At 64.3% G+C, this 18,236-nt stretch carries 15 protein-coding genes and 2 pseudogenes; 13 read left to right on the top strand and 4 right to left on the bottom strand.

Annotated features, from left to right (window positions below; genetic code table 11):
• The first annotated feature begins 249 nt into the window (after nucleotides 1-249).
• The 4 genes from ACT53M_RS06195 to ACT53M_RS06180 are packed head-to-tail and all read left to right on the top strand — an operon-like array spanning nucleotide 250 to nucleotide 4,631.
• Nucleotides 250-1,743, top strand: coding sequence for an FAD-linked oxidase C-terminal domain-containing protein (locus tag ACT53M_RS06195; protein ID WP_064310747.1), 1,494 nt, complete (start codon nucleotides 250-252; stop codon nucleotides 1,741-1,743).
• Nucleotides 1,743-2,903: an FAD-binding protein gene (locus ACT53M_RS06190; protein ID WP_064310746.1), complete on the top strand. Its 1,161-nt coding sequence runs from the start codon at nucleotides 1,743-1,745 to the stop codon at nucleotides 2,901-2,903. Before ACT53M_RS06195 ends, ACT53M_RS06190 begins: the two co-directional genes overlap by 1 nt.
• Complete coding sequence (gene glcF / locus ACT53M_RS06185; RefSeq protein ID WP_476232171.1) at nucleotides 2,893-4,206, top strand: glycolate oxidase subunit GlcF; 1,314 nt, start codon at nucleotides 2,893-2,895, stop codon at nucleotides 4,204-4,206. The genes ACT53M_RS06190 and glcF overlap by 11 nt, the downstream gene beginning before the upstream one ends.
• On the top strand, nucleotides 4,203-4,631 hold the full coding sequence (locus tag ACT53M_RS06180; RefSeq protein ID WP_064310744.1) for a GlcG/HbpS family heme-binding protein: 429 nt from the start codon (nucleotides 4,203-4,205) through the stop codon (nucleotides 4,629-4,631). Before glcF ends, ACT53M_RS06180 begins: the two co-directional genes overlap by 4 nt.
• A gap of 21 nt (nucleotides 4,632-4,652) precedes the next feature.
• On the opposite strand, the gene ACT53M_RS06175 is transcribed toward ACT53M_RS06180, so the two are convergent.
• On the bottom strand, nucleotides 4,653-5,405 hold the full coding sequence (locus ACT53M_RS06175) for an SDR family oxidoreductase (RefSeq protein ID WP_476232170.1): 753 nt from the start codon (nucleotides 5,403-5,405) through the stop codon (nucleotides 4,653-4,655).
• A gap of 485 nt (nucleotides 5,406-5,890) precedes the next feature.
• Here ACT53M_RS06175 and bktB point away from each other — a divergent pair, with 485 nt between their 5' ends.
• From bktB to ACT53M_RS06135, 8 genes and pseudogenes are all read left to right on the top strand, one after another.
• Nucleotides 5,891-7,084 (top strand): beta-ketothiolase BktB, encoded by a 1,194-nt coding sequence (gene bktB, locus ACT53M_RS06170; protein WP_064310742.1) that lies wholly within the window; start codon nucleotides 5,891-5,893, stop codon nucleotides 7,082-7,084.
• Nucleotides 7,081-7,830 carry an electron transfer flavoprotein subunit beta/FixA family protein gene (locus ACT53M_RS06165; protein ID WP_064310741.1) on the top strand — a complete coding sequence of 250 codons (750 nt, stop codon included), beginning with the start codon at nucleotides 7,081-7,083 and terminating at the stop codon, nucleotides 7,828-7,830. The genes bktB and ACT53M_RS06165 overlap by 4 nt, the downstream gene beginning before the upstream one ends.
• A complete protein-coding gene (locus ACT53M_RS06160; protein ID WP_476232169.1) occupies nucleotides 7,830-8,759 on the top strand; it encodes an electron transfer flavoprotein subunit alpha/FixB family protein in 930 nt (309 codons plus the stop codon). Before ACT53M_RS06165 ends, ACT53M_RS06160 begins: the two co-directional genes overlap by 1 nt.
• 15 nt (nucleotides 8,760-8,774) lie before the next feature.
• Entirely contained in the window at nucleotides 8,775-9,557 is a 783-nt protein-coding gene (locus ACT53M_RS06155; protein WP_064310739.1) for an enoyl-CoA hydratase/isomerase family protein, read from the top strand.
• A 222-nt stretch (nucleotides 9,558-9,779) separates the two neighbouring features.
• A pseudogene (locus tag ACT53M_RS06150) lies at nucleotides 9,780-10,252 on the top strand (IS5 family transposase); the annotation flags it as partial.
• A gap of 131 nt (nucleotides 10,253-10,383) precedes the next feature.
• Nucleotides 10,384-11,214, top strand: a pseudogene (locus tag ACT53M_RS06145) (type IV secretory system conjugative DNA transfer family protein); the annotation flags it as partial.
• Between the two features lie 232 nt (nucleotides 11,215-11,446).
• Complete coding sequence (locus ACT53M_RS06140; RefSeq protein ID WP_064310737.1) at nucleotides 11,447-11,677, top strand: DUF2274 domain-containing protein; 231 nt, start codon at nucleotides 11,447-11,449, stop codon at nucleotides 11,675-11,677.
• On the top strand, nucleotides 11,674-11,877 hold the full coding sequence (locus tag ACT53M_RS06135) for a helix-turn-helix domain-containing protein (protein ID WP_064310736.1): 204 nt from the start codon (nucleotides 11,674-11,676) through the stop codon (nucleotides 11,875-11,877). The genes ACT53M_RS06140 and ACT53M_RS06135 overlap by 4 nt, the downstream gene beginning before the upstream one ends.
• A gap of 76 nt (nucleotides 11,878-11,953) precedes the next feature.
• Here ACT53M_RS06135 and ACT53M_RS06130 read toward each other — a convergent pair whose 3' ends face one another.
• The 3 genes from ACT53M_RS06130 to rtcR all read right to left on the bottom strand — a co-directional run bounded on the left by ACT53M_RS06130 (nucleotide 11,954) and on the right by rtcR (nucleotide 16,180).
• The gene (locus ACT53M_RS06130; protein WP_476232168.1) at nucleotides 11,954-13,228 is read right to left on the bottom strand and encodes a tyrosine-type recombinase/integrase; all 1,275 of its coding nucleotides are present in this window, start codon (nucleotides 13,226-13,228) and stop codon (nucleotides 11,954-11,956) included.
• 502 nt (nucleotides 13,229-13,730) lie between these two features.
• Nucleotides 13,731-14,456, bottom strand: a complete 726-nt coding sequence (locus ACT53M_RS06125; protein WP_476232166.1) for a hypothetical protein — start codon at nucleotides 14,454-14,456, stop codon at nucleotides 13,731-13,733.
• Between the two features lie 125 nt (nucleotides 14,457-14,581).
• Entirely contained in the window at nucleotides 14,582-16,180 is a 1,599-nt protein-coding gene (gene rtcR, locus ACT53M_RS06120; protein WP_476232165.1) for an RNA repair transcriptional activator RtcR, read from the bottom strand.
• A 269-nt stretch (nucleotides 16,181-16,449) separates the two neighbouring features.
• On the opposite strand from rtcR, the gene ACT53M_RS06115 reads away from it, so the two are divergent.
• The gene (locus ACT53M_RS06115) at nucleotides 16,450-17,997 is read left to right on the top strand and encodes a vWA domain-containing protein (protein WP_476232164.1); all 1,548 of its coding nucleotides are present in this window, start codon (nucleotides 16,450-16,452) and stop codon (nucleotides 17,995-17,997) included.
• The last annotated feature ends 239 nt before the right edge of the window (nucleotides 17,998-18,236 follow it).

The following is an 18,236-nucleotide window of genomic DNA, read 5'->3' as shown; positions in this document are numbered from 1 at the left end:
ACACCGGCTTCGCTCCGCCGCCGTTGCCGCCAAGGAACGGGCCCGTTGCTTCGGCGGAAGCGACGAACATGCACTTTATATCTATCGAACGGCAGAAAATGCAATTAGATCTCGCATCGTGGATCAGGGCGCTTGGGCGCCGGAGGGGAAAATCAACGTGCGGGCGATCGACGATAGGGTAGAAGGCTGTACGCATCTCCCCGGCCTCGGCTCGGCAGGCGTGTCGCCGCCGGGGAGCGGAGGCGCCTGATGTCGATCGTGATGCCGGTACCAGACGCAACGGCCTTGAAGAATCGGGACGCGATCGCGGCGGCGCTGCGCGCCATCGTCCCCGGGGATGGCGTGATCGACGATCCCGACGCGCTGCGGCCCTATGAATCCGATGGACTGACCGCCTATCGGCAACCGCCGCTGGTGGTGGTGCTGCCGGACTCCGTCGAGCAGGTTTCGGCGATTTTGCGCTGGTGCCATGCGCAAGGCGTAAAGGTGGTGCCGCGCGGGGCCGGCACGTCCCTGTCGGGAGGTGCCTTGCCGCTCGCCGACGCGGTGCTGCTCGGCATGGGCAAGTTCAAGAAGGTGCTCGACATCGACTATGACGAGCGCATCGCAGTCGTCCAGCCGGGGGTGACCAACCTTGCGATAACACAAGCGGTGGAGGGCGCCGGATTCTATTACGCACCCGATCCGTCCAGTCAGATCGCCTGCTCGATCGGCGGTAATGTCGCCGAGAATTCGGGAGGTGTGCACTGCCTGAAATATGGCCTCACGACCAACAACGTGCTGGGCGTCGAGCTGGTGCTGATGGACGGCGAGATCGTACGCCTGGGCGGGCGCCATCTCGACCCCGCAGGCCTGGATCTTCTGGGGGTTGTCGTCGGATCGGAAGGGCTGTTGGGCGTCGTCACCGAAGTCACCGTCCGCATCCTGCCCAAGCCGGAACGGGCACGGGCGATCCTGCTGGGGTTTCCCGATGCCGAACAGGCCGGCGCGTGCGTGGCGCAGGTTATCGCCGAGGGCATCATCCCCGCGGGCATGGAAATGATGGACAAGCCGGCGATTCATGCGGCGGAAGCGTTCGTCAACGTCGGCTATCCGCTCGACGTCGGCGCCTTGCTGATCGTCGAAGTGGACGGTCCCGCAGCGGAATGCGACCATCTGATCGTCGAGATCGACCGCATTGCCGACGAGAACGGCGCCGTCACCCGTCGGATCTCCAACAGCGAGGTGGAGCGGCTCGCATTCTGGGCGGGGCGCAAGGCGGCCTTTCCGGCGGTGGGGCGACTGGCGCCGGATTATTACTGCATGGACGGCACGATTCCGCGCCGCCGCTTGCCCGACGTCCTGCGTCGCATGGAGGAACTCTCCGCGCATTATGGCCTGGGTGTCGCCAACGTGTTCCATGCCGGCGACGGCAATCTCCACCCGCTGATCTTGTACGATGCCAATCGGCCCGGCGAACTGGCCAAGGCCGAGGCATTCGGAAACGACATTCTGCGCCTCTGCGTCGAAATGGGCGGGGTCCTGACGGGCGAGCATGGGGTGGGCGTGGAAAAGCGCGATCTGATGCCCGCGATGTTCAGCGAGATCGACCTCCAGCAGCAACAGCGGCTGAAGTGTGCCTTCGATCCGCAGCTTCTGCTCAACCCCGGCAAGGTCTTTCCGCGCCTCCATCGCTGCGCCGAACTCGGCCGCGTTCATGTTCATGGCGGCCGGCACGCCTTTCCCGACATTCCGCGGTTCTGATGAATCAGGTTCAGCCCGACAGCGCCGAGCAACTGTGCGACGCGATCGCCGACGCGAAGCGCGACGGCGTGCGCGTCGAGATCCGTGGCGGCGGCAGCAAGGCGCGGATCGGTGCGCCGCGCGAGGCGCGCATCGTTCGCACCACCGGATTGTCGGGGGTGGTCGCTTATGATCCCGCCGAACTGGTGCTCACGGTGCGGGCTGGAACCCCGTTGGCCGAGGTGGAGGCACTGGTCGCTGCGGAGCGGCAGATGCTGGCGTTCGAACCGTTCGACCACGGGCCGTTGTTCGGCGCGCCTGCCGGTGCCGCGACCATCGGTGGCGTGATCGCTGCCGGGGTGGCGGGATCGGGGCGGGTGACTGCCGGTAGCGCGCGCGATCATCTTCTGGGGTTCACGGCGGTATCCGGACGATCAGAGGTCTTCGTCGCGGGCGGCAAGGTGGTGAAGAACGTCACCGGCTTCGATCTGTCCAAGCTCGTCGCGGGAAGCTGGGGGCGCCTCGTCGCGCTGACCGAACTGACGCTCAAGGTCCTGCCCCGTCCAAGGGTGTCGGTCACCTTGCGATTGGATGGGCTCGGCCCTGCGGCTTCGTGCACTGCGATGATGCGCGCGCTGGGCAGCCATGCGGAAGTCTCGGCTGCCGCCCGCCACCCCGATGGAGCGACGCTTTTCCGCGTCGCCGGCTTCGAGCCTTCGGTCGTCGCGCGCTGCGCCCTGCTTTCGCAAATGCTGCGTGAGTTCGGTCCCCTGCAGCGATTGGAAGAAGACATGGCGAATGCGTTGTGGCGGCAGGCCGGGACCGGATCCGGTCTCGATGGCGCGATGCTTTGGTGCATCCATGTCGGTCCGCGGTGCGCACCGGAGGTTGCGGCGAGACTTGCCCCCCATGCGCGGCGCCTCGCGCTGGACTGGGGCGGGGGGCGGATCTGGGCGAGCCTGGACGATCCTGTCGTGCCGGTCCGCTCGATCGCACGCGCGGCGGATGGAGAGGCGCTGTTGCTTCGTGCACCCCATGCCGTGCGGGCGACGATTCCCGCGCAGCATCCGCGCGCACCGGGCGTCGCGGCGCTGGAAGCGCGGGTTCGCCGGGCGTTCGATCCCGACGGCGTGTTCGAGACGGGCCGTTTCCTGGACGGGGAGCCGGCGCATGCAGACTAACTTCTCGCCGGCGAGCCTCGCCGATCCGGCGATGCGCGCATCCGAATCGATCGTCCGCAAATGCGTGCATTGCGGCTTCTGCACCGCGACCTGCCCGACCTACACGCTGCTGGGCGATGAGCTGGATTCGCCGCGCGGGCGCATCTATCTGATGAAGGATATGCTCGAAAACGAGCGGGAGCCCACCGAAAAGGTCGTCAAGCACATCGATCGCTGCCTGTCCTGCCTGTCGTGCATGACGACCTGCCCCTCGGGGGTGCACTATATGCACCTGGTGGATCATGCGCGGGCCTATATCGAGGCGCGCTATCGACGCCCCTTGTCGCAGCGGCTCTATCGAAGCCTGCTGGCACTCGTTCTGCCCAGTCCGCGCCGCTTCCGCGCTGCGTTGCGGCTCGCGGCCTTGGCAAGGCCGCTTCGCTCCGTTCTTGCGCGCTTCAACGCCTTCGCACCCATGGTAGCGATGCTCGATCTGGCCCCGCGAACGACACCGCCCGCCTCGTTGGCGCGGTCCTCGCCGGTGCCGCGCGCGCGGGGGCGTGTCGCCCTGCTCCAGGGCTGTGCCGAACCCTCGCTCCGCCCCGAGATTCGCGCGGCAACGGTACGGCTTCTCAACCGGTGCGGCTATGACGTGACCTTCGCATCGGGCGAGGTCTGCTGCGGCGCGCTTGTCCATCACATGGGACGGGAGGCGGCAGCCCTCGACGCGGCACGCAGGAATGTCGACGCCTGGACGCGCGAGATCGAGGCAGGCGGGCTGCGCGCGATCATCGTGACCACCTCGGGCTGCGGCACGACGATCAAGGATTATGGCTTCATGCTGCGCAACGACGCAGCCTATGCGGCGAAGGCCGAGCGGGTCTCCGCACTGGCGCGCGACGTCACGGAGTTCTTGGCCGAGATCGGCCTGCCGCCGGCACAGCCACGCGACATGGCGGTTGCCTATCACGCCGCCTGCTCGCTGCAGCACGGCCAGAAAGTCACGGACGCCCCCAAGGCGCTGCTGACGCAAGCCGGCTTCACCGTCGTGACACCGGCCGAAGCGCATCTGTGCTGCGGCTCGGCCGGCACCTACAATATCCTGCAGGCCGAGATCGCCGGCCAGTTGGGCGCGCGGAAGGTCGCCCAACTCGAACGGCTCGGCGCGCCGGTCATCGCCGCCGGGAACATCGGCTGCGCGATGCAGATCGGAACCCGGACCAAAACCCCGGTCGTCCATACAATCGAACTGCTCGACTGGGCGACAGGCGGTCCGGTGCCGCCCGCGCTCGATGCGATGAACCAGAACGGGAAAGACCGATGAGCCATATATCCCTTGATCAGGCGACCACGATCATTGCGGGCGCCTTCGCCAAGGCGCGCGAACTTGCGCTGAAACCCCTGGGCGTCGTTGTCCTGGACGCCGGTGGCCATGTGATCGCCTATCAGCGGCAGGATGGCGCCTCGACGGGGCGCTTTCAGTTGGCGCTCGGCAAGGCGGCGGGGGCGTTGTTCCTCGGCATGTCGTCGCGGAAGATCGGCGACATGGCGGGGGAGCGGCCGACGTTCCTCGCCTCGCTGGGGCCGATCGCCCCCAGCGGCGTCGTTCCTGCCGCGGGCGGCGTTCTCCTGGTCGACGGGGCGGGACACACGATCGGCGCCGTGGGCATTTCGGGGGACTTGTCCGATAGGGACGAGGCCTGCGCGCTCGCCGGCATCGAAGCGGCCGCCTTGCGCACACAAGGCTGACGCGGCCGACGATCCTGCGCGCTACCAGATCGCGTCGCCGCGCAGGATCGCTTCGGTTCCGCGGTCGGCGAAGATGCATTGTCCGATCAGCAGGCTGTTTTCTTCGGAAGCGAGGAAGCGCGCCAGAACGCCGATTTCCGTCGCCTTGGAGAGTGTCTGCTCCGCTTGCGGATGCATGGCCTGCAACCATGTTGCTATCGCGGGCGCTGCCAGGCCCTTTTGGGTGCGCGGGGTCTCGATCAGGCCGGGGGCGATCGCATTGATCCGGATCCCCGCGTCGTTCCACCGGGGATGGATGGCGGCGCGGCGCATCCACCGCGCTACTGCGGTCTTGGCGGCGATATAATATTGTTGCGGCGTCGTTTCGTCACCATAGCGGGCGACGATCTCGGTCTCGTCGCCGGACAAAAGCAATCCCACCAGCGTGGCATCGCTTGGCTCGAGCGACATGCGGGACGTGGTTACCACCACGCGGGGTGCTTTCGACATCGCGAGCAGCGGGTGCAGCCCATCGATGATATCGATGGTCCCGAAGTAATTGACCCGGAGAAGGTCCAGTGTCGGGCCGCCGCCTCCGGCCCATGTCACCACCGCATCTACCCCGTGCGGAGCACGTTCCTCGACTCTGCGGACGACTTCCTGCCGCCCTTCCGCCTGCGCCAAATCTGCATTGATATCGCATCCGGACAGGTCGACGCGCAGAACGCGGTCTCCGTCCGCTTCTAGTGCTAGGCAGGTCGCCTCGCCAAGGCCGCTGTTCGCGCCGGTTACCACCGCTATCCTGTTCATGCCGGAAACGTCCTGCGACTGTGAAGAGCATCGCGCGTCGGCGGAAAGTGCGGGTTCGAATACCGCATGTCGACGCTTGGCCAAGGTAGAGCCGAATGATCGTATCGCGCAATGCAATCTATCAACTGATTGATTTTTTGTGATGGGGTGTAAGATGGACGACACCAAGGGTGATCGCGACGATGGGCGATTGCGAACCTGTCCCTCTTTTTGTGCGCCCCGGAGGTCACGGCAATCACGCTGGTGATTTTGTCACGCTGGTGATTTTGTTCGGCGGCTAGTCGCCGATTGACCTCCGGCTGCCCTATAGACCCGCCGGCGAACGACGCACGCCGGTGCGCGCTGTGCAGGCGCTCTCGATTTGCATGCGACGCCCGCGGCGCACGGGGAGGGGGCGGCTGCCATCGGAGCAGAAGGTGCCCGATCCACCGGTGAAGCAATGCGCGCAGGTCTGCGCGGGAGGAGGATGGATGACGAAAGATATCTTCATTTTGGCGGGCGCCCGCACGGCGATTGGCGACTTTGGTGGCGGTCTGAAGGACATTGCCCCGGCCGAACTGGGCGCGACGGTCATGGGCGAGGCGATCCACCGCGCCGCGCTTGCGCCTGCGGATGTCGAGCACGTCGTCATGGGGCAGGTGATCCCGACGCTCCCTTCCGATGCCTATCTGGCGCGCGTGGCGGCGGTGCGGGCCGGCATTCCGCACGGGGCGCCTGCACTTACCCTCAACCGGCTCTGCGGCTCGGGGCTGCAGGCGGTGATTTCGGCGGCGCAGATGATTGCGCTTGGCGAAATCGGCGTGGCAGTGGCCGGTGGCGCCGAAAGCATGAGCCGAGCGCCTTATCTCGCCACGGGTGTCCGCTGGGGCACCAAGATGGGCGATACTGCCATGCTCGACATGATGGTGGGGGCGCTGTCCGACCCGTTCGACGCCGTTCATATGGGCGTCACGGCGGAGAACGTCGCCGAGCGCTTCGACGTCTCACGTGAAGCCCAGGACGCGCTCGCCGCCGAAAGTCATGCCCGCGCCGCCCGCGCCATCGCCGAGGGCCGGTTCGCGGCGCAGATCGTCCCGGTCGAGGTAAAGACCCGCAAGGGTATCACCGCCTTTGCCACCGACGAGCATGTCCGCGCCGAGACGACGGCGGAAAGCCTTGCGGCGCTGCGTCCGGCCTTTCGACGCGACGGATCGGTGACGGCGGGCAATGCCTCGGGCCTAAACGACGGTGCCGCGGCGCTGGTACTAGCCTCTGCGCGCGCGGCCGAGGCGCGCGGATTGCAGCCGATGGCCCGGATCCTCGGTTGGGGTCATGCCGGCGTCGACCCGCAGATCATGGGGATCGGCCCGGTCGAAGCGGTGCCGATCGCGCTGCGCCGCGCGGGCGTGACGCTCGATCAGATCGACGTGATCGAAGCCAACGAAGCCTTCGCCGCGCAAGCCTGTGCCGTCGCGGCGCAACTGGGTTTCGATCCGGCCAAGGTCAATCCCAACGGCAGCGGCATCGCGCTCGGCCACCCGATCGGCGCTACCGGCGCGATCATCTTGGTGAAGGCACTGTACGAGCTGCAGCGGACCGGCGGGCGCTATGGCCTCGTCACGATGTGCATCGGTGGCGGCCAGGGCATCGCCATGGTCATCGAACGCATGGAGGCGCACGCATGAAGGTCCTGGTACCGGTCAAGCGCGTGCTTGACTATAACGTGAAGCCCCGCGTCAAAGCGGACGGGACGGGCGTCGATCTGGCGAACGTCAAGATGAGCATGAACCCCTTCGACGAGATCGCGATCGAGGAAGCGGTCCGGCTGAAGGAGAAGGGCGCGGCGACCGAGATCGTCGTCGTCACGATCGGCGTCGCCAAGGCGGAAACCGATGTGCTGCTCACCGCGCGCGCGATGGGTGCCGATCGCGGCATCCTGATCCAGACCGACGAGGAGGTGGAGCCGCTGGCGGTTGCCAAGCTGCTCGCCAAGGTGGCGCAAGAGGAGCAGCCCGGGCTGATCATCCTCGGCAAGCAGGCGATCGACGACGATTCGAACCAGACCGGCCAGATGCTTGGCCAGCTGCTCGGCTGGGCGCAGGGCACCTTCGCCTCGAAGGTCGAGATCGACGGCGAGCGCGTGAAGGTCACCCGCGAGATCGACGGCGGTCTCGAGACCGTCGACCTCAAGCTGCCGGCGATCGTCACCACCGACCTTCGCCTCAACGAGCCGCGCTATGCGACGCTGCCGAACATCATGAAGGCGAAGACCAAGCCGGTCGCGAAGAAGACCGTCGCCGATTACGGCGTCGACGTCACCCCGCGCCTCAAGACGCTCAAGGTCGTCGAGCCGGCCAAGCGCCAGGCGGGCATCAAGGTGGGTTCGGTCGACGAACTGGTCGAGAAGCTCAAGGGCATGGGAGTCGCGTGATGAAGACGCTGGTTTGGGTCGAACACGACCATCAGAGCGTCAAGGACGCGACGCTCTCCACCGTCACCGCCGCGGCAAAGCTGGGCGAGGTCCATCTGCTCGTCGCCGGCAAGGGCGTTTCGGGTGTGGCCGAGGCCGCGGCGCAGATCGCCGGCGTGGGCAAGGTCCATGTCGCAGACGATGCCGCGTACGAGCATTTCCTCGCCGAGAATATCGCGCCGCTGATCGTCCAGTTGATGGGCGACCATGACGCGGTGCTGTTCCCGGCGACCACCACGGGCAAGAATGTGGCCCCGCGCGTCGCCGCCGCGCTCGACGTGATGCAGATCTCGGACATCCTCTCGGTCGAGGGTGCGGACACCTTCACCCGGCCGATCTATGCCGGCAACGCGATCGCCACCGTGCAGACCAGCGACAAGAAGCTGGTGATCACCGTGCGCGGCACCGCGTTCGACAAGGCGGCGACGACCGGCGGCAGCGGCACGGTGGAAGCCGTGGCCGCGGCGGGCGACAAGGGCCTCTCCACCTTCGTCGGCGCCGAGATCGCCGCGTCGGAGCGGCCGGAGCTGACCAGCGCCAAGGTGATCGTCTCGGGCGGCCGCGCGCTCGGCTCGCAGGAGCAGTTCCACGCGCTGATCGATCCGCTGGCGGACAAGCTGGGTGCCGCGGTCGGCGCCAGCCGCGCGGCGGTCGACGCAGGCTACGCGCCCAACGACTATCAGGTCGGCCAGACCGGCAAGATCGTCGCGCCCCAGGTCTATGTCGCGGTCGGCATCTCCGGGGCGATCCAGCACCTTGCCGGCATGAAGGATTCGAAGACGATCGTCGCGATCAACAAGGACGAGGACGCCCCCATCTTCCAGGTGGCGGATATCGGCCTGGTCGGCGACCTGTTCACGCTGGTGCCAGAGCTGACCGGCAAGCTCTGATTGGGGTAGGGCATCATGGAAACCGTTCTCCTCCATCGCGAAGGGCCCGTCGCGCGGCTTACGCTCAACCGCCCCGAGGTCGGCAACGCGATCGATCCCGCGCTTGCTGCAGCGCTCGCCAAGGCTGCGCGTATCGTGGCAGCGGACCCGACCGTCCGATGTGTCGTGCTGACGGGCGCCGGGCGGCTCTTTTGCGCGGGCGGCGATCTCGCCGGAATCGCGGCGGCAGGCGATGGCGCCTCGCGCTTCCTGCACGATCTGGCGGACATGCTGCATGATGCGGTATTTACGCTGGCCACTATGGCGAAGCCCCTTCTCGTTGTCGCGAACGGTCCGGCGGCGGGTGCCGGGCTCAGTCTGGTCCTGCTCGGCGATGTGGCGCTTGCCGCCCGAACGGCGCATTTCACCGCCGCCTATGCAGGCGTTGGGCTGACGCCGGACGGCGGCATGAGCTGGTTGCTGCCGCGTCTGGTCGGGCTGCGGCAGGCCCAGGCCATGCTGCTCACCAACCGTCGCGTCGATGCCGAGGCGGCCGAACGGCTGGGCATTGTTACCCAGACGGTCGAGGATGATGCACTGGACGCCGAGGCACATCGCCTCGCGGCGCGACTGGTGCGGTCGCCATCGGGTGCGATTGGCGCGGCGCGTGGTCTGTTGCTGGAAGGTGCAGTGTCAGCGCTCCGCTCGCATCTCGATCGTGAAGCCGCCACCATTGCAGCGGCGGCCGGAACGGCAGAGGGGCAGGAAGGCATTGCTGCCTTCCTCGACCGACGCACGCCGGATTTCTTGCCGGGCTGAACGCCGCCCAAATCTGTGCGCTGCCATCCGCTGCCGCCGCACGGATCACGGCCGGCTTCGGGCGCGACATCTCCCCTGTTCCGGAAATCGGAGAATGCCTTTGGCTGGCAGCAGAGGAATCCAGCGAAATCGAAGCTTAAGCGCAATGGACATTTCGCATTAGGGTCATGCCCCATTGATGTGAGCGTCGCGATCTGATTCAGGCTCCGCGAGGAGACTGGAATGAGCTACCTGTTTTGGCTGACGGACGGGCAGATGGATCGGCTGCGTCCGTTCTTTCCCAAGAGTCACGGCAAGCCTCGGATGGATGATCGCCGGGTGTTGAGCGGCATCGTGTTCGTCAACCCTGATGGGCTGCGGTGGCGTGATGCGCCGAGCGCCTGCGGCCCGTACAAGACGCTCTGCAACCGGTGGAAACGGTGGGCGCAGCTGGGGTGTTCACGCGGATGATGGAGGGTCTCGCTGCGGCCGACGCGGAACCGAAGACGGCGATGATTGATGCGACCTACCTGAAGGCGCACCGTACGGCCTCAAGCCTGCGGGTTAAAAGAGGGGATCTTGGCCGCCTTATCGGGCGCACCAAAGGTGGCATGAACACCAAACTCCACGCCATCGCCGACGCGAACGGTCGTCCGTTGAGCTTCTTCAGGACCGCCGGCCAGGTTAGCGACTACACTGGCGCAGCAGCGCTGTTGGACGATCCGCGCTAGCCGATCTGAACCGGAGCGAGCCCATCAGCGCCCATCAGCGCCGTTCCGTTTTCGGCGCCCGTCACCGAGTCTGAACCTGCCCGAGCCGGTCCTGTCCGGCGGGCGGGAGCCTCGACGTGACACCCACCAAATTGCTCATCGGCCAGATCGTTGTCGTCTTCGCGATCGTCATCGTGGGGGGCCGGGCGGCGACGTGGGCGGCGGCGATTCTAGCCTACCAGCCCGAGCTTGGGCTACCCTGGTTCCGGCTCGGCAATGTGCCGATCTACCATCCCTGGGCGCTGTTTGGCTGGCGGTATCACTATGATGCCTATGCCCCGACCGTTTTCGACAAGGCGGGCATGCTGGCCGGTGCCAGCGGGTTCCTCGGCTGCGCGGCGGCGATCTTCGGTTCGCCGTGGCGCGCGCGTCAGTCGAGCAACGTCACCACCTATGGTTCGGCGCGGTGGGCGAGCCCTCGCGAGATCGAGCGCGCCGGGCTGCATCGCGAAGCAGGCGTCATGCTCGGCACGCTCGGCGGCCGCTATCTGGGCCATGACGGGCCCGAGCACATCATGGCGTTTGCGCCGACACGGAGCGGCAAGGGCGTGGGCCTCGTCGTGCCGACCTTGCTGTCCTGGACCGGTTCGACGGTCGTTCACGATATCAAGGGTGAGAACTGGACGCTGACGGCCGGCTGGCGCGGGCGCTTCTCGCATTCCCTCTTGTTCAATGCCACCGACGCGGCATCGGCGTATTACAATCCACTGCTCGAGGTCCGTCGCGGCATTGAAGAGGTGCGCGACGTCCAGAACATCGCTGACATCCTGTCCGATCCGCAGCGCAGCTTCGTCGCCACGCTCCGCCGGATGATGACCACCAATCACCTCGGTGACGACAACAACCCCAGGTTTCATCCCGTCGTCGCCTCCGCGGCGCGCGAATTGCTGAACAAGAGCGAGAATGACGTCAATGCGCACCTGCTGAGCCCTCCAGCGTCACCGAACATGCTGTCCGCCGGCAGCGTCATCGCCGCCAGTCTGATCATCGGACTCAGGTCCGATCTCCCCGGGCTCGTCATCCCCCAAGGTGCGCGGCTGATCGGCAGCTACGACAGTGTCGTCGCTTTCGGGCAGAAGCGCGCGCTGGTCGTTCACCGTGACCTCATCCTTGCGCCATGGCGCGGCATTGGAGGCTGACATGGCAGAGCTGAAGCTTGGGAAGCTTCCGGATCGAACGCCGGTCAAGCTCTCGATTACGATAACGCCGGATCTGCAGACTGACCTGCAATCATACGCCACGATGTACGCTGAGACGTACGGCGTTGAAGAGCCGATTGCAGAACTGGTTCCCGCGATGCTCGTGTCGTTTCTCGAGGGCGACCGTAGCTTCGTCAGAGCGCGTGAAGCACGGCGGCGGGGGCAGAAATGATCGAGCGCGCCTGGGAGCAGAAGATCGAGCCGCTAACCGTGCGCGTATCGACGGCGGCGCGGATAACCGGTCTCAGCCGGTCGCGCGTCTACGAGCTGATTCAGTCAGGCGATCTCGAGACGGTGAAGGTCGGGCGGGCGACACTCATCCAATATGGCAGTCTCAAGGCCCTTGTGGGATCCTGCCAGCGATCGGGTTGAGGACCCGGCTCGGGCATCGATCGCCTCGGACCCTGCGGGTATCGGCTGGGCCCATACCCGGCAGGATGCAGGCAGCTTATCGCGCTAGCAGGCTGTGAGGGCGGCCGGCCGTCGATTTCTGGGCCTTCGCTTTGCCGGAAGCGGCTTTCCCAGGCCTTGGCGCCTCCGTTGAGTCTCGCAAGTCGTCGAGATAATCGGACCAGTGCTGCATCATGGCGACGCGCTCGTCCCAATATTCGCCGCGCGCATAGGCGCGGCGGACGGACGACATCTCCTGATGCGCGAGCTGCCGCTCGATGGCGTCGGGGTGCCAGCAGCCCATCTCGTTGAGCAATGTCGCGGCCATTGCCCGGAACCCGTGCGCGGTCATTTCGCCGCTTTGATATCCAAGCCGCCGCAGCGCCTGATTGACGCCATTCTCGGACATTGGCTTCCTCGGGCGCCCCATGCATGGGAACAGATGCTGGCGGTGCCCGGTGATCTCGCGTAGCTCCTCGAGCATCTCCAGCACCTGCCGGGACAGCGGGACCTTGTGCGGTCGCCGCATCTTCATCCGCTCGGCGGGAATCGACCAGATAGCTTTATCGACATCGATCTCGCTCCACTCGGCCTGGCGCAACTCGCCCGGCCGGACGAAGAGGTGAGGCGATAGCCGCATGGCGATTCGCGTAACCGCCTGACCGGTGTAGGTCTCCATTGTCTTCAGGAGGATGCCGACTTCTCGAGGATCCGTGATTGCCGCGTGATGCGTGGTCCTGGGGGTGGTCAGTGCGCCGCGCAGGTCGGCCGCCACGTCGCGGTCGCAGCGCGCGGTTGCGATGCCGTAGCGAAATATCCGGCTGAGCACGCTGCGCATGCGGCGCGCGCTCTCGTAGCGGCCTTTCGTCTCCACCTTGCGGAGGACGGCGAGCGTCTCGGCGGGCGTGATGGAGTTTATCGGAAGCGTGCCGATCAGCGGATACGCCATGCCGAGCAGCCAGCGAATCTTGTCCAGGGTGACGTCCGCGCGGCCCTCTCGTTCGCATTTCGCGATCCATTCGAGCGCCACCTCCTTGAAGGTCGTGGCTACCGCGAACTTGGCGGTGATCTTTGCACGCTTTTTCTCAAGGACCGGGTCGAGCCCGGCGGCCATCGCCTTTCGCGCCTCGCGGCATTTCTCGCGTGCGTCGACGAGCGAGATGGTCGGCCATGGACCGAGGTGGAGCGTCTTCTGCACGCCGCCATATCGATAGCGGAAGCGCCAGAGCTTCGAGCCGGTCGTTTGAACGATCAGCACCAAGCCTTGGCCATCGGCGAGATTGTAGGGTTTCCCCATGGGCTTTGCGGAGGTGATCTTGAGCTGTGTCAGCATCATCGTGTTCCCGGATTTTCCGGGTTCACCCAGCAGTCACACAATGAGCCTCTTTTTGTGACTCTTTTGCTGGATTTTGCTGGATCAACCCGGACGGTTGCCAGCGAGCGTCGATGAAATTTTGCTTTGAAACCAGCCTCTTGCTGGACGTCTCTGGACGAATCCAGAGACGGAAAATGGTGCCAGAAGAGGACTCACATCGAATAATGTTTGCCGTGTTATAACAGCAACATAGCCGATGTGGTTTTTGCGAAGGCCCGCAGAAAAGCCCGCATTTCGGTGTGGTTTAGAGGTTCGAGTCTTTTTCTGGGACTCGAATCTTCAGAAAATGACGGATTTCCGCCATTTCTGCCCCATGAACAAAAGAGGAAAATCTGGCCTAGCAGGGACCGAAAGGCCCGCAGAAATTCGTTCCTGGGATGTTCCAGATTGACCCGTCGGATCTCCCATGATCCTTACCAAAGCAAGATTCAGATCGGCTGGGAGAAGTTAATCAGCTGAGCTACAGGTCGTCAGAAAATGCGATTACCGTCAGGGCCTTGGTTGCATCTCCACGCCGCTTATATCGCCCAACGGGCGTGCCCTTGTCATCGGGTTGATTGATCCGACTGACCTCGAAAGACCCGTCGACTAACGGGGAGAGACGATACCCGCGCCCATTCAAGCGGCAGTACAGTTGCTTCGACCCTGATAGCGGCGTCCACTTGCAATCAGCTCCGGACAAATAGCGCCGCTCGAGCGCAAGGCGTTGTTCCTCTTGTTGTGCCCGGTAGCGCGCTTCCCGTTCAGCTTGAAGGCGCTGGCTTTCCACCTCGATGTGCTCTTGGAGTGCACCCACAATCGCGGGAAACTCGGTTCCTTCCATCTCTTCCCGAAGAAAGAGACCTTCGCAGGAATCCCTGAGTTCATCTCTGGGATAGTCGGTCAGATCCCTTTCCTGGAGGTCACGCATGCGCTGTGCGACGTCCGTCTGCGTCAGCTGAGGCCCTGGCATTGCATTGAGATGCTGGGTCAGGGCCGACAATGGAACCCAGCAAGGCGCTGCAGAGATGACCAGCCTTTCTCGCTCCGAATCCCATTTCAGCCAGGCGGAATTCTTCTGATTGAGCTTGGTAACAATTTCTGCCGCAAGGCGTGACACGACATGGCCATCTCGAATGTGCTTCAGCGATGGGCTTTGTACATGATCGAAAAGCAATCTGCGGACGATGTCAGCCTGATCACGCAAGGTCGTTCTCCATTGTATTCAGCAGAGGGGCCGGAGCGACAAGCGGTCTCCGATATCCGTCTCAATCATGGGACAAGCTTGCGCAGCGCCTTGTTGCGAAGATCTGACAGCCGAAGGCGCTAGTTTCAGCCGCCTCCCAACATGTCCCACGTTACACCAAATCGCGCGAGATACTTACGCAGCCGGTCAGCATCATTGGTGCTAGCACGTTTCGTGCGGGAGGCAGCAAACAGCGTGCGGCCAGCCTCAGATAGCGAGCGGCTGGCGCGGCAGGTCTCAAGGACATGAGCGAGCTGTACGCGGTCGAACGGGTCGATATTGGTCAACGCATTTTCGCCGAGGAGTTGCAAAATGGCGTTGTCCTTCGAGGCGAGTGAAGTGCTGCCTGACCAGAGTCGTCGCAACCGGGTGATCTCGGTTGCGACGACTTCGCTGTCGATGCGCCCCTTGGGTGAGAAGGTCGCCATCCGCGTAACGCTGGCAGCAAGATCGCGGAAGTTCCCCTGCCATTGCGCTTCGGCTGACATGGCAAAAGCAAGGTACCGCTCTCGCGCTTCCTTGTTGAAGGTGACTCGCTCACCCTCTCGCTGGGCGTGCCTATCAAGTTCATAATCAAGGTTCGGGGCAATGTCTTCGCGCCGCGCCGACAAGCCAGGAAGCGAAAAAGTCCAAAGATTAAGCCGGGCGAAGAGATCTTCTCGGAAGGTGCCGTCCGAGACGCATCGGGCAAGGTCGCGGTTGGTCCCCGCGATGAGCTGGAAGTCGCTTTCTGCTTCGCGGTCAGCGCCGACGGGCAGGAAGCGCTTGTCCTCAATAGCGCGCAAGATCATCGCTTGCTCATCGAGCCCGAGCTCGCCGATCTCGTCGAGGAACAGAAGGCCGCCATCAGCGGTGCGCAGCAGGCCGGGGCGATCACCCGCAGCACCTGTGAAAGCCCCCTTCTTGTGCCCAAACAGAGCGGACATTGCGCTGTCACCGCGCAAGGTTGCGCAGTTCACTTCGACGAACTGACCACTGATCTGACGTTTGAGCTTCTTCAGTTCAAAGATCCGACGTGCGAGCTGGCTCTTGCCTGCACCGGTCGGCCCCATCAGCAGGATGGGTGCGCGGGTGCGACTGGCGACCTGCTCGATTTCGTCGATCATCGCATTGAACGCGTGATTGCGCGTTTCAATGCCTGACTTGAGGAACGAGGTGCTTGCCTCAGCTTCACTGGCGAACCGCGTGGCAATGCTGTCGTAGCGCGAAAGATCGAGGTCGATGACGCTCCAGGTCCCTGCCGCATCTGGCCCACCGCGCTTGGGCTGCGTCTGTAGCAGCCGACCGGGAAGATAATGGGCCTCGGTCAGAAGGAATAAACAGATCTGCGCAACATGGGTGCCGGTAGTGATATGGATCAGGTAGTCCTCAGCATCCGGATCGAACGGCTGTGCGCGCGCGAAATCGAGCAGCTTTCCATAAACTTCTTCGAAGTCCCATGCGTCGGCAAAATCGATCACGTGGCGCTCGACCTTCGTCTCGGGTGAGACGGAGGCGATGTCCTCGCTGACATATTCGGCGAGGCGGCTGTGCGCCGAGCCGTGGATCATGAGGAAGCGATCAATGCGTAGGTCCTCGTGCATGCACAGCCCAACCGAAGGACGCCATTTCATCCAGCGCGAAGGACCGAATTTGGAGGCATCGAGCGTGGAGCCGAGGAAGCTGATTACTGTGGTTGGCTTCATGCGCCAAATTTCTATCATCTTATCTTGCAGGATACAATTTTAGAGTCCTGCTGAATTCGCTGAGACTATGAGATCAGCAGTCTATCCAAGAAATATTATTATATTTCAGATTGATATGAGAATTCGGCAGATCCGCGAGCAAAACTGGCACGCCACCTGCAGTTACTGTGGCGTCGGGTCGGTCGAACAGCCCGGCACAAGCGGAACCAAGAGGCGGCCGGAATGGGCCGGCCGCCTCCGAGGTCCGAAAGTTTCCAGGGAGTTGGACTATGGCCAACAAGAACCTTTTCGCTTCGGCGCTGTCGCGGCTCCTGCCGCGTGCCGACACGGTCAACCAAGCGGGCGGGTCCGCCTATGCCTATGGACCCGAAGCTAAGCTAGCCCAGCTTGCCACAACCGGCACGCTGGCCGACGGCTTCTACTCGAGTGCTGAGACGCAGCTCGCCGATGTCGTGCTTGCCGCCAAGGACGTCGATCCGGAATGGGTCGCCAAGTGCGCGGTCTATGCGCGGCAGTCCGGCGCCATGAAGGATATGCCTGCCTTGCTGGCGGCCTATCTGACCATGGCCGATCCCGACCTGTCGGTGCGAGTGTTCAAGCGGGTGATCGATAATGGCCGCATGCTGCGCACCTTCGTGCAGATTATGCGTTCGGGTCAGGTCGGGCGTGCCTCGCTCGGCTCCCGCCCGAAGCGGCTGGTCCGCGAATGGTTGGAGCAGGCGTCGATAGCGCAGCTGATGCAGGCTGCGACCGGTAACGATCCGAGCCTGGCGGACATCGTCAAGATGGTCCACCCGGCTCCGGCCAATGCTGAGCGGCGCGCCTTCTATGGCTGGCGGATTGGCAAGCCCTACGATGTCGCGGCACTGCCCGCCGAGATCGCGGCTTTTGAGGCCTGGAAGCGTTCGCCTTCGGGCGAACTGCCCCCGGTGCCGTTCGAATGGCTGACCGCTTACCCGCTCACGCCTGAGCAGTGGGGAGTGCTTGCCACCCGCATGGGCTGGCAGGCGCTACGGATGAACCTCAACACGCTGGCGCGCAACGGCGCGTTTGCGGTGGACGGGGTCACCGAAGCGGTCGCAGCCCGGCTGGCCGATGCCACGACGATCGCCCGCGTACGCCCGATGCCTTACCAGTTGATGGTGGCAATGGGACAGGTGGGTGACGGTGTGCCACTGGCGGTGCAGGCAGCGCTCGAAAGCGCGCTCGAAGCATCGCTGACCGCCGTGCCTTCGCTTGAAGGCCAGGTTGTGGTCTGCCCCGATGTCTCGGGTTCGATGGGCTCGCCGGCGACGGGGTACCGCAAGGGTGCCAGCTCGAAGGTGCGCTGCATCGACATTGCCGCGCTGGTCGCAGCCGCCGTGCTGCGACAGAACCGCGAGGCCCGGGTGATCCCGTTCGAGCAGACCGTGGTCAAGCTGAAGCTCGATCCCCATGCCCGTGTTGCCGTGAACGCGGCAAAGCTGGCGGCGGTCGGTGGCGGCGGGACCAATGTCTCGGCTCCGCTGGCGCTGCTCAACAAAGAGCGGGCGCGGGTGGATACGGTGGTGATCGTCTCGGACAACGAGTCCTGGGTCGATCCTTCACGGCGCGGGGCTACGGCGACGATGAATGAGTGGAACAAGCTGAAGGCTCGCAACCCGGGCGCGAAGCTGATCTGCATCGACATTCAGCCCTATGGCTCCACCCAGGCCAAGGACCGGGCTGACATCATGAATGTCGGTGGCTTCACCGACGCGGTGTTCGACGCAATGGCGCGCTTTGCCTTCGGGCAGGCGCGCGACTGGGTCGAGATCGTTCAGAATACGGAGGTATGAAAGAAAAGGGTCACGGCGAATGCCGGAAGGACTACATTGGATTTGTGTGTCGCGGGTTCGATTCCCGCCTGCCTTTCGGGCAGTAGCTCAGTGGTTAGAGCAACAAACGCCGCAAGGCGGTCGTCTTTCCAAACCTTGTCGCCGTGACCCTTAGACGGAATTCAGGAATTGCCGTGGCGAATGCCGGTGGGACTACATGTCTCTAACCGAAGGTCCGACGAGTAAAGCGCCCTGTGCCG

The sequence above is a fragment of the Sphingomonas sp. DMC6 genome, assembly GCF_056314225.1.
This window is presented reverse-complemented; position numbering and strand designations above follow the sequence as displayed.

What these genes read in the sequence shown, in the direction of transcription:
- ACT53M_RS06140 (WP_064310737.1), top strand. Translation starts at nt 11,447, where the DNA reads ATGGCAGAGCTGAAGCTTGGGAAGCTTCCGGATCGAACGCCGGTCAAG.
- rtcR (WP_476232165.1), bottom strand. Translation starts at nt 16,180, where the DNA reads ATGAAGCCAACCACAGTAATCAGCTTCCTCGGCTCCACGCTCGATGCC.
- bktB (WP_064310742.1), top strand. Translation starts at nt 5,891, where the DNA reads ATGACGAAAGATATCTTCATTTTGGCGGGCGCCCGCACGGCGATTGGC.
- ACT53M_RS06130 (WP_476232168.1), bottom strand. Translation starts at nt 13,228, where the DNA reads ATGCTGACACAGCTCAAGATCACCTCCGCAAAGCCCATGGGGAAACCC.
- ACT53M_RS06195 (WP_064310747.1), top strand. Translation starts at nt 250, where the DNA reads ATGTCGATCGTGATGCCGGTACCAGACGCAACGGCCTTGAAGAATCGG.
- ACT53M_RS06155 (WP_064310739.1), top strand. Translation starts at nt 8,775, where the DNA reads ATGGAAACCGTTCTCCTCCATCGCGAAGGGCCCGTCGCGCGGCTTACG.
- ACT53M_RS06165 (WP_064310741.1), top strand. Translation starts at nt 7,081, where the DNA reads ATGAAGGTCCTGGTACCGGTCAAGCGCGTGCTTGACTATAACGTGAAG.
- ACT53M_RS06115 (WP_476232164.1), top strand. Translation starts at nt 16,450, where the DNA reads ATGGCCAACAAGAACCTTTTCGCTTCGGCGCTGTCGCGGCTCCTGCCG.
- ACT53M_RS06180 (WP_064310744.1), top strand. Translation starts at nt 4,203, where the DNA reads ATGAGCCATATATCCCTTGATCAGGCGACCACGATCATTGCGGGCGCC.
- ACT53M_RS06135 (WP_064310736.1), top strand. Translation starts at nt 11,674, where the DNA reads ATGATCGAGCGCGCCTGGGAGCAGAAGATCGAGCCGCTAACCGTGCGC.
- ACT53M_RS06160 (WP_476232169.1), top strand. Translation starts at nt 7,830, where the DNA reads ATGAAGACGCTGGTTTGGGTCGAACACGACCATCAGAGCGTCAAGGAC.
- ACT53M_RS06190 (WP_064310746.1), top strand. Translation starts at nt 1,743, where the DNA reads ATGAATCAGGTTCAGCCCGACAGCGCCGAGCAACTGTGCGACGCGATC.
- glcF (WP_476232171.1), top strand. Translation starts at nt 2,893, where the DNA reads ATGCAGACTAACTTCTCGCCGGCGAGCCTCGCCGATCCGGCGATGCGC.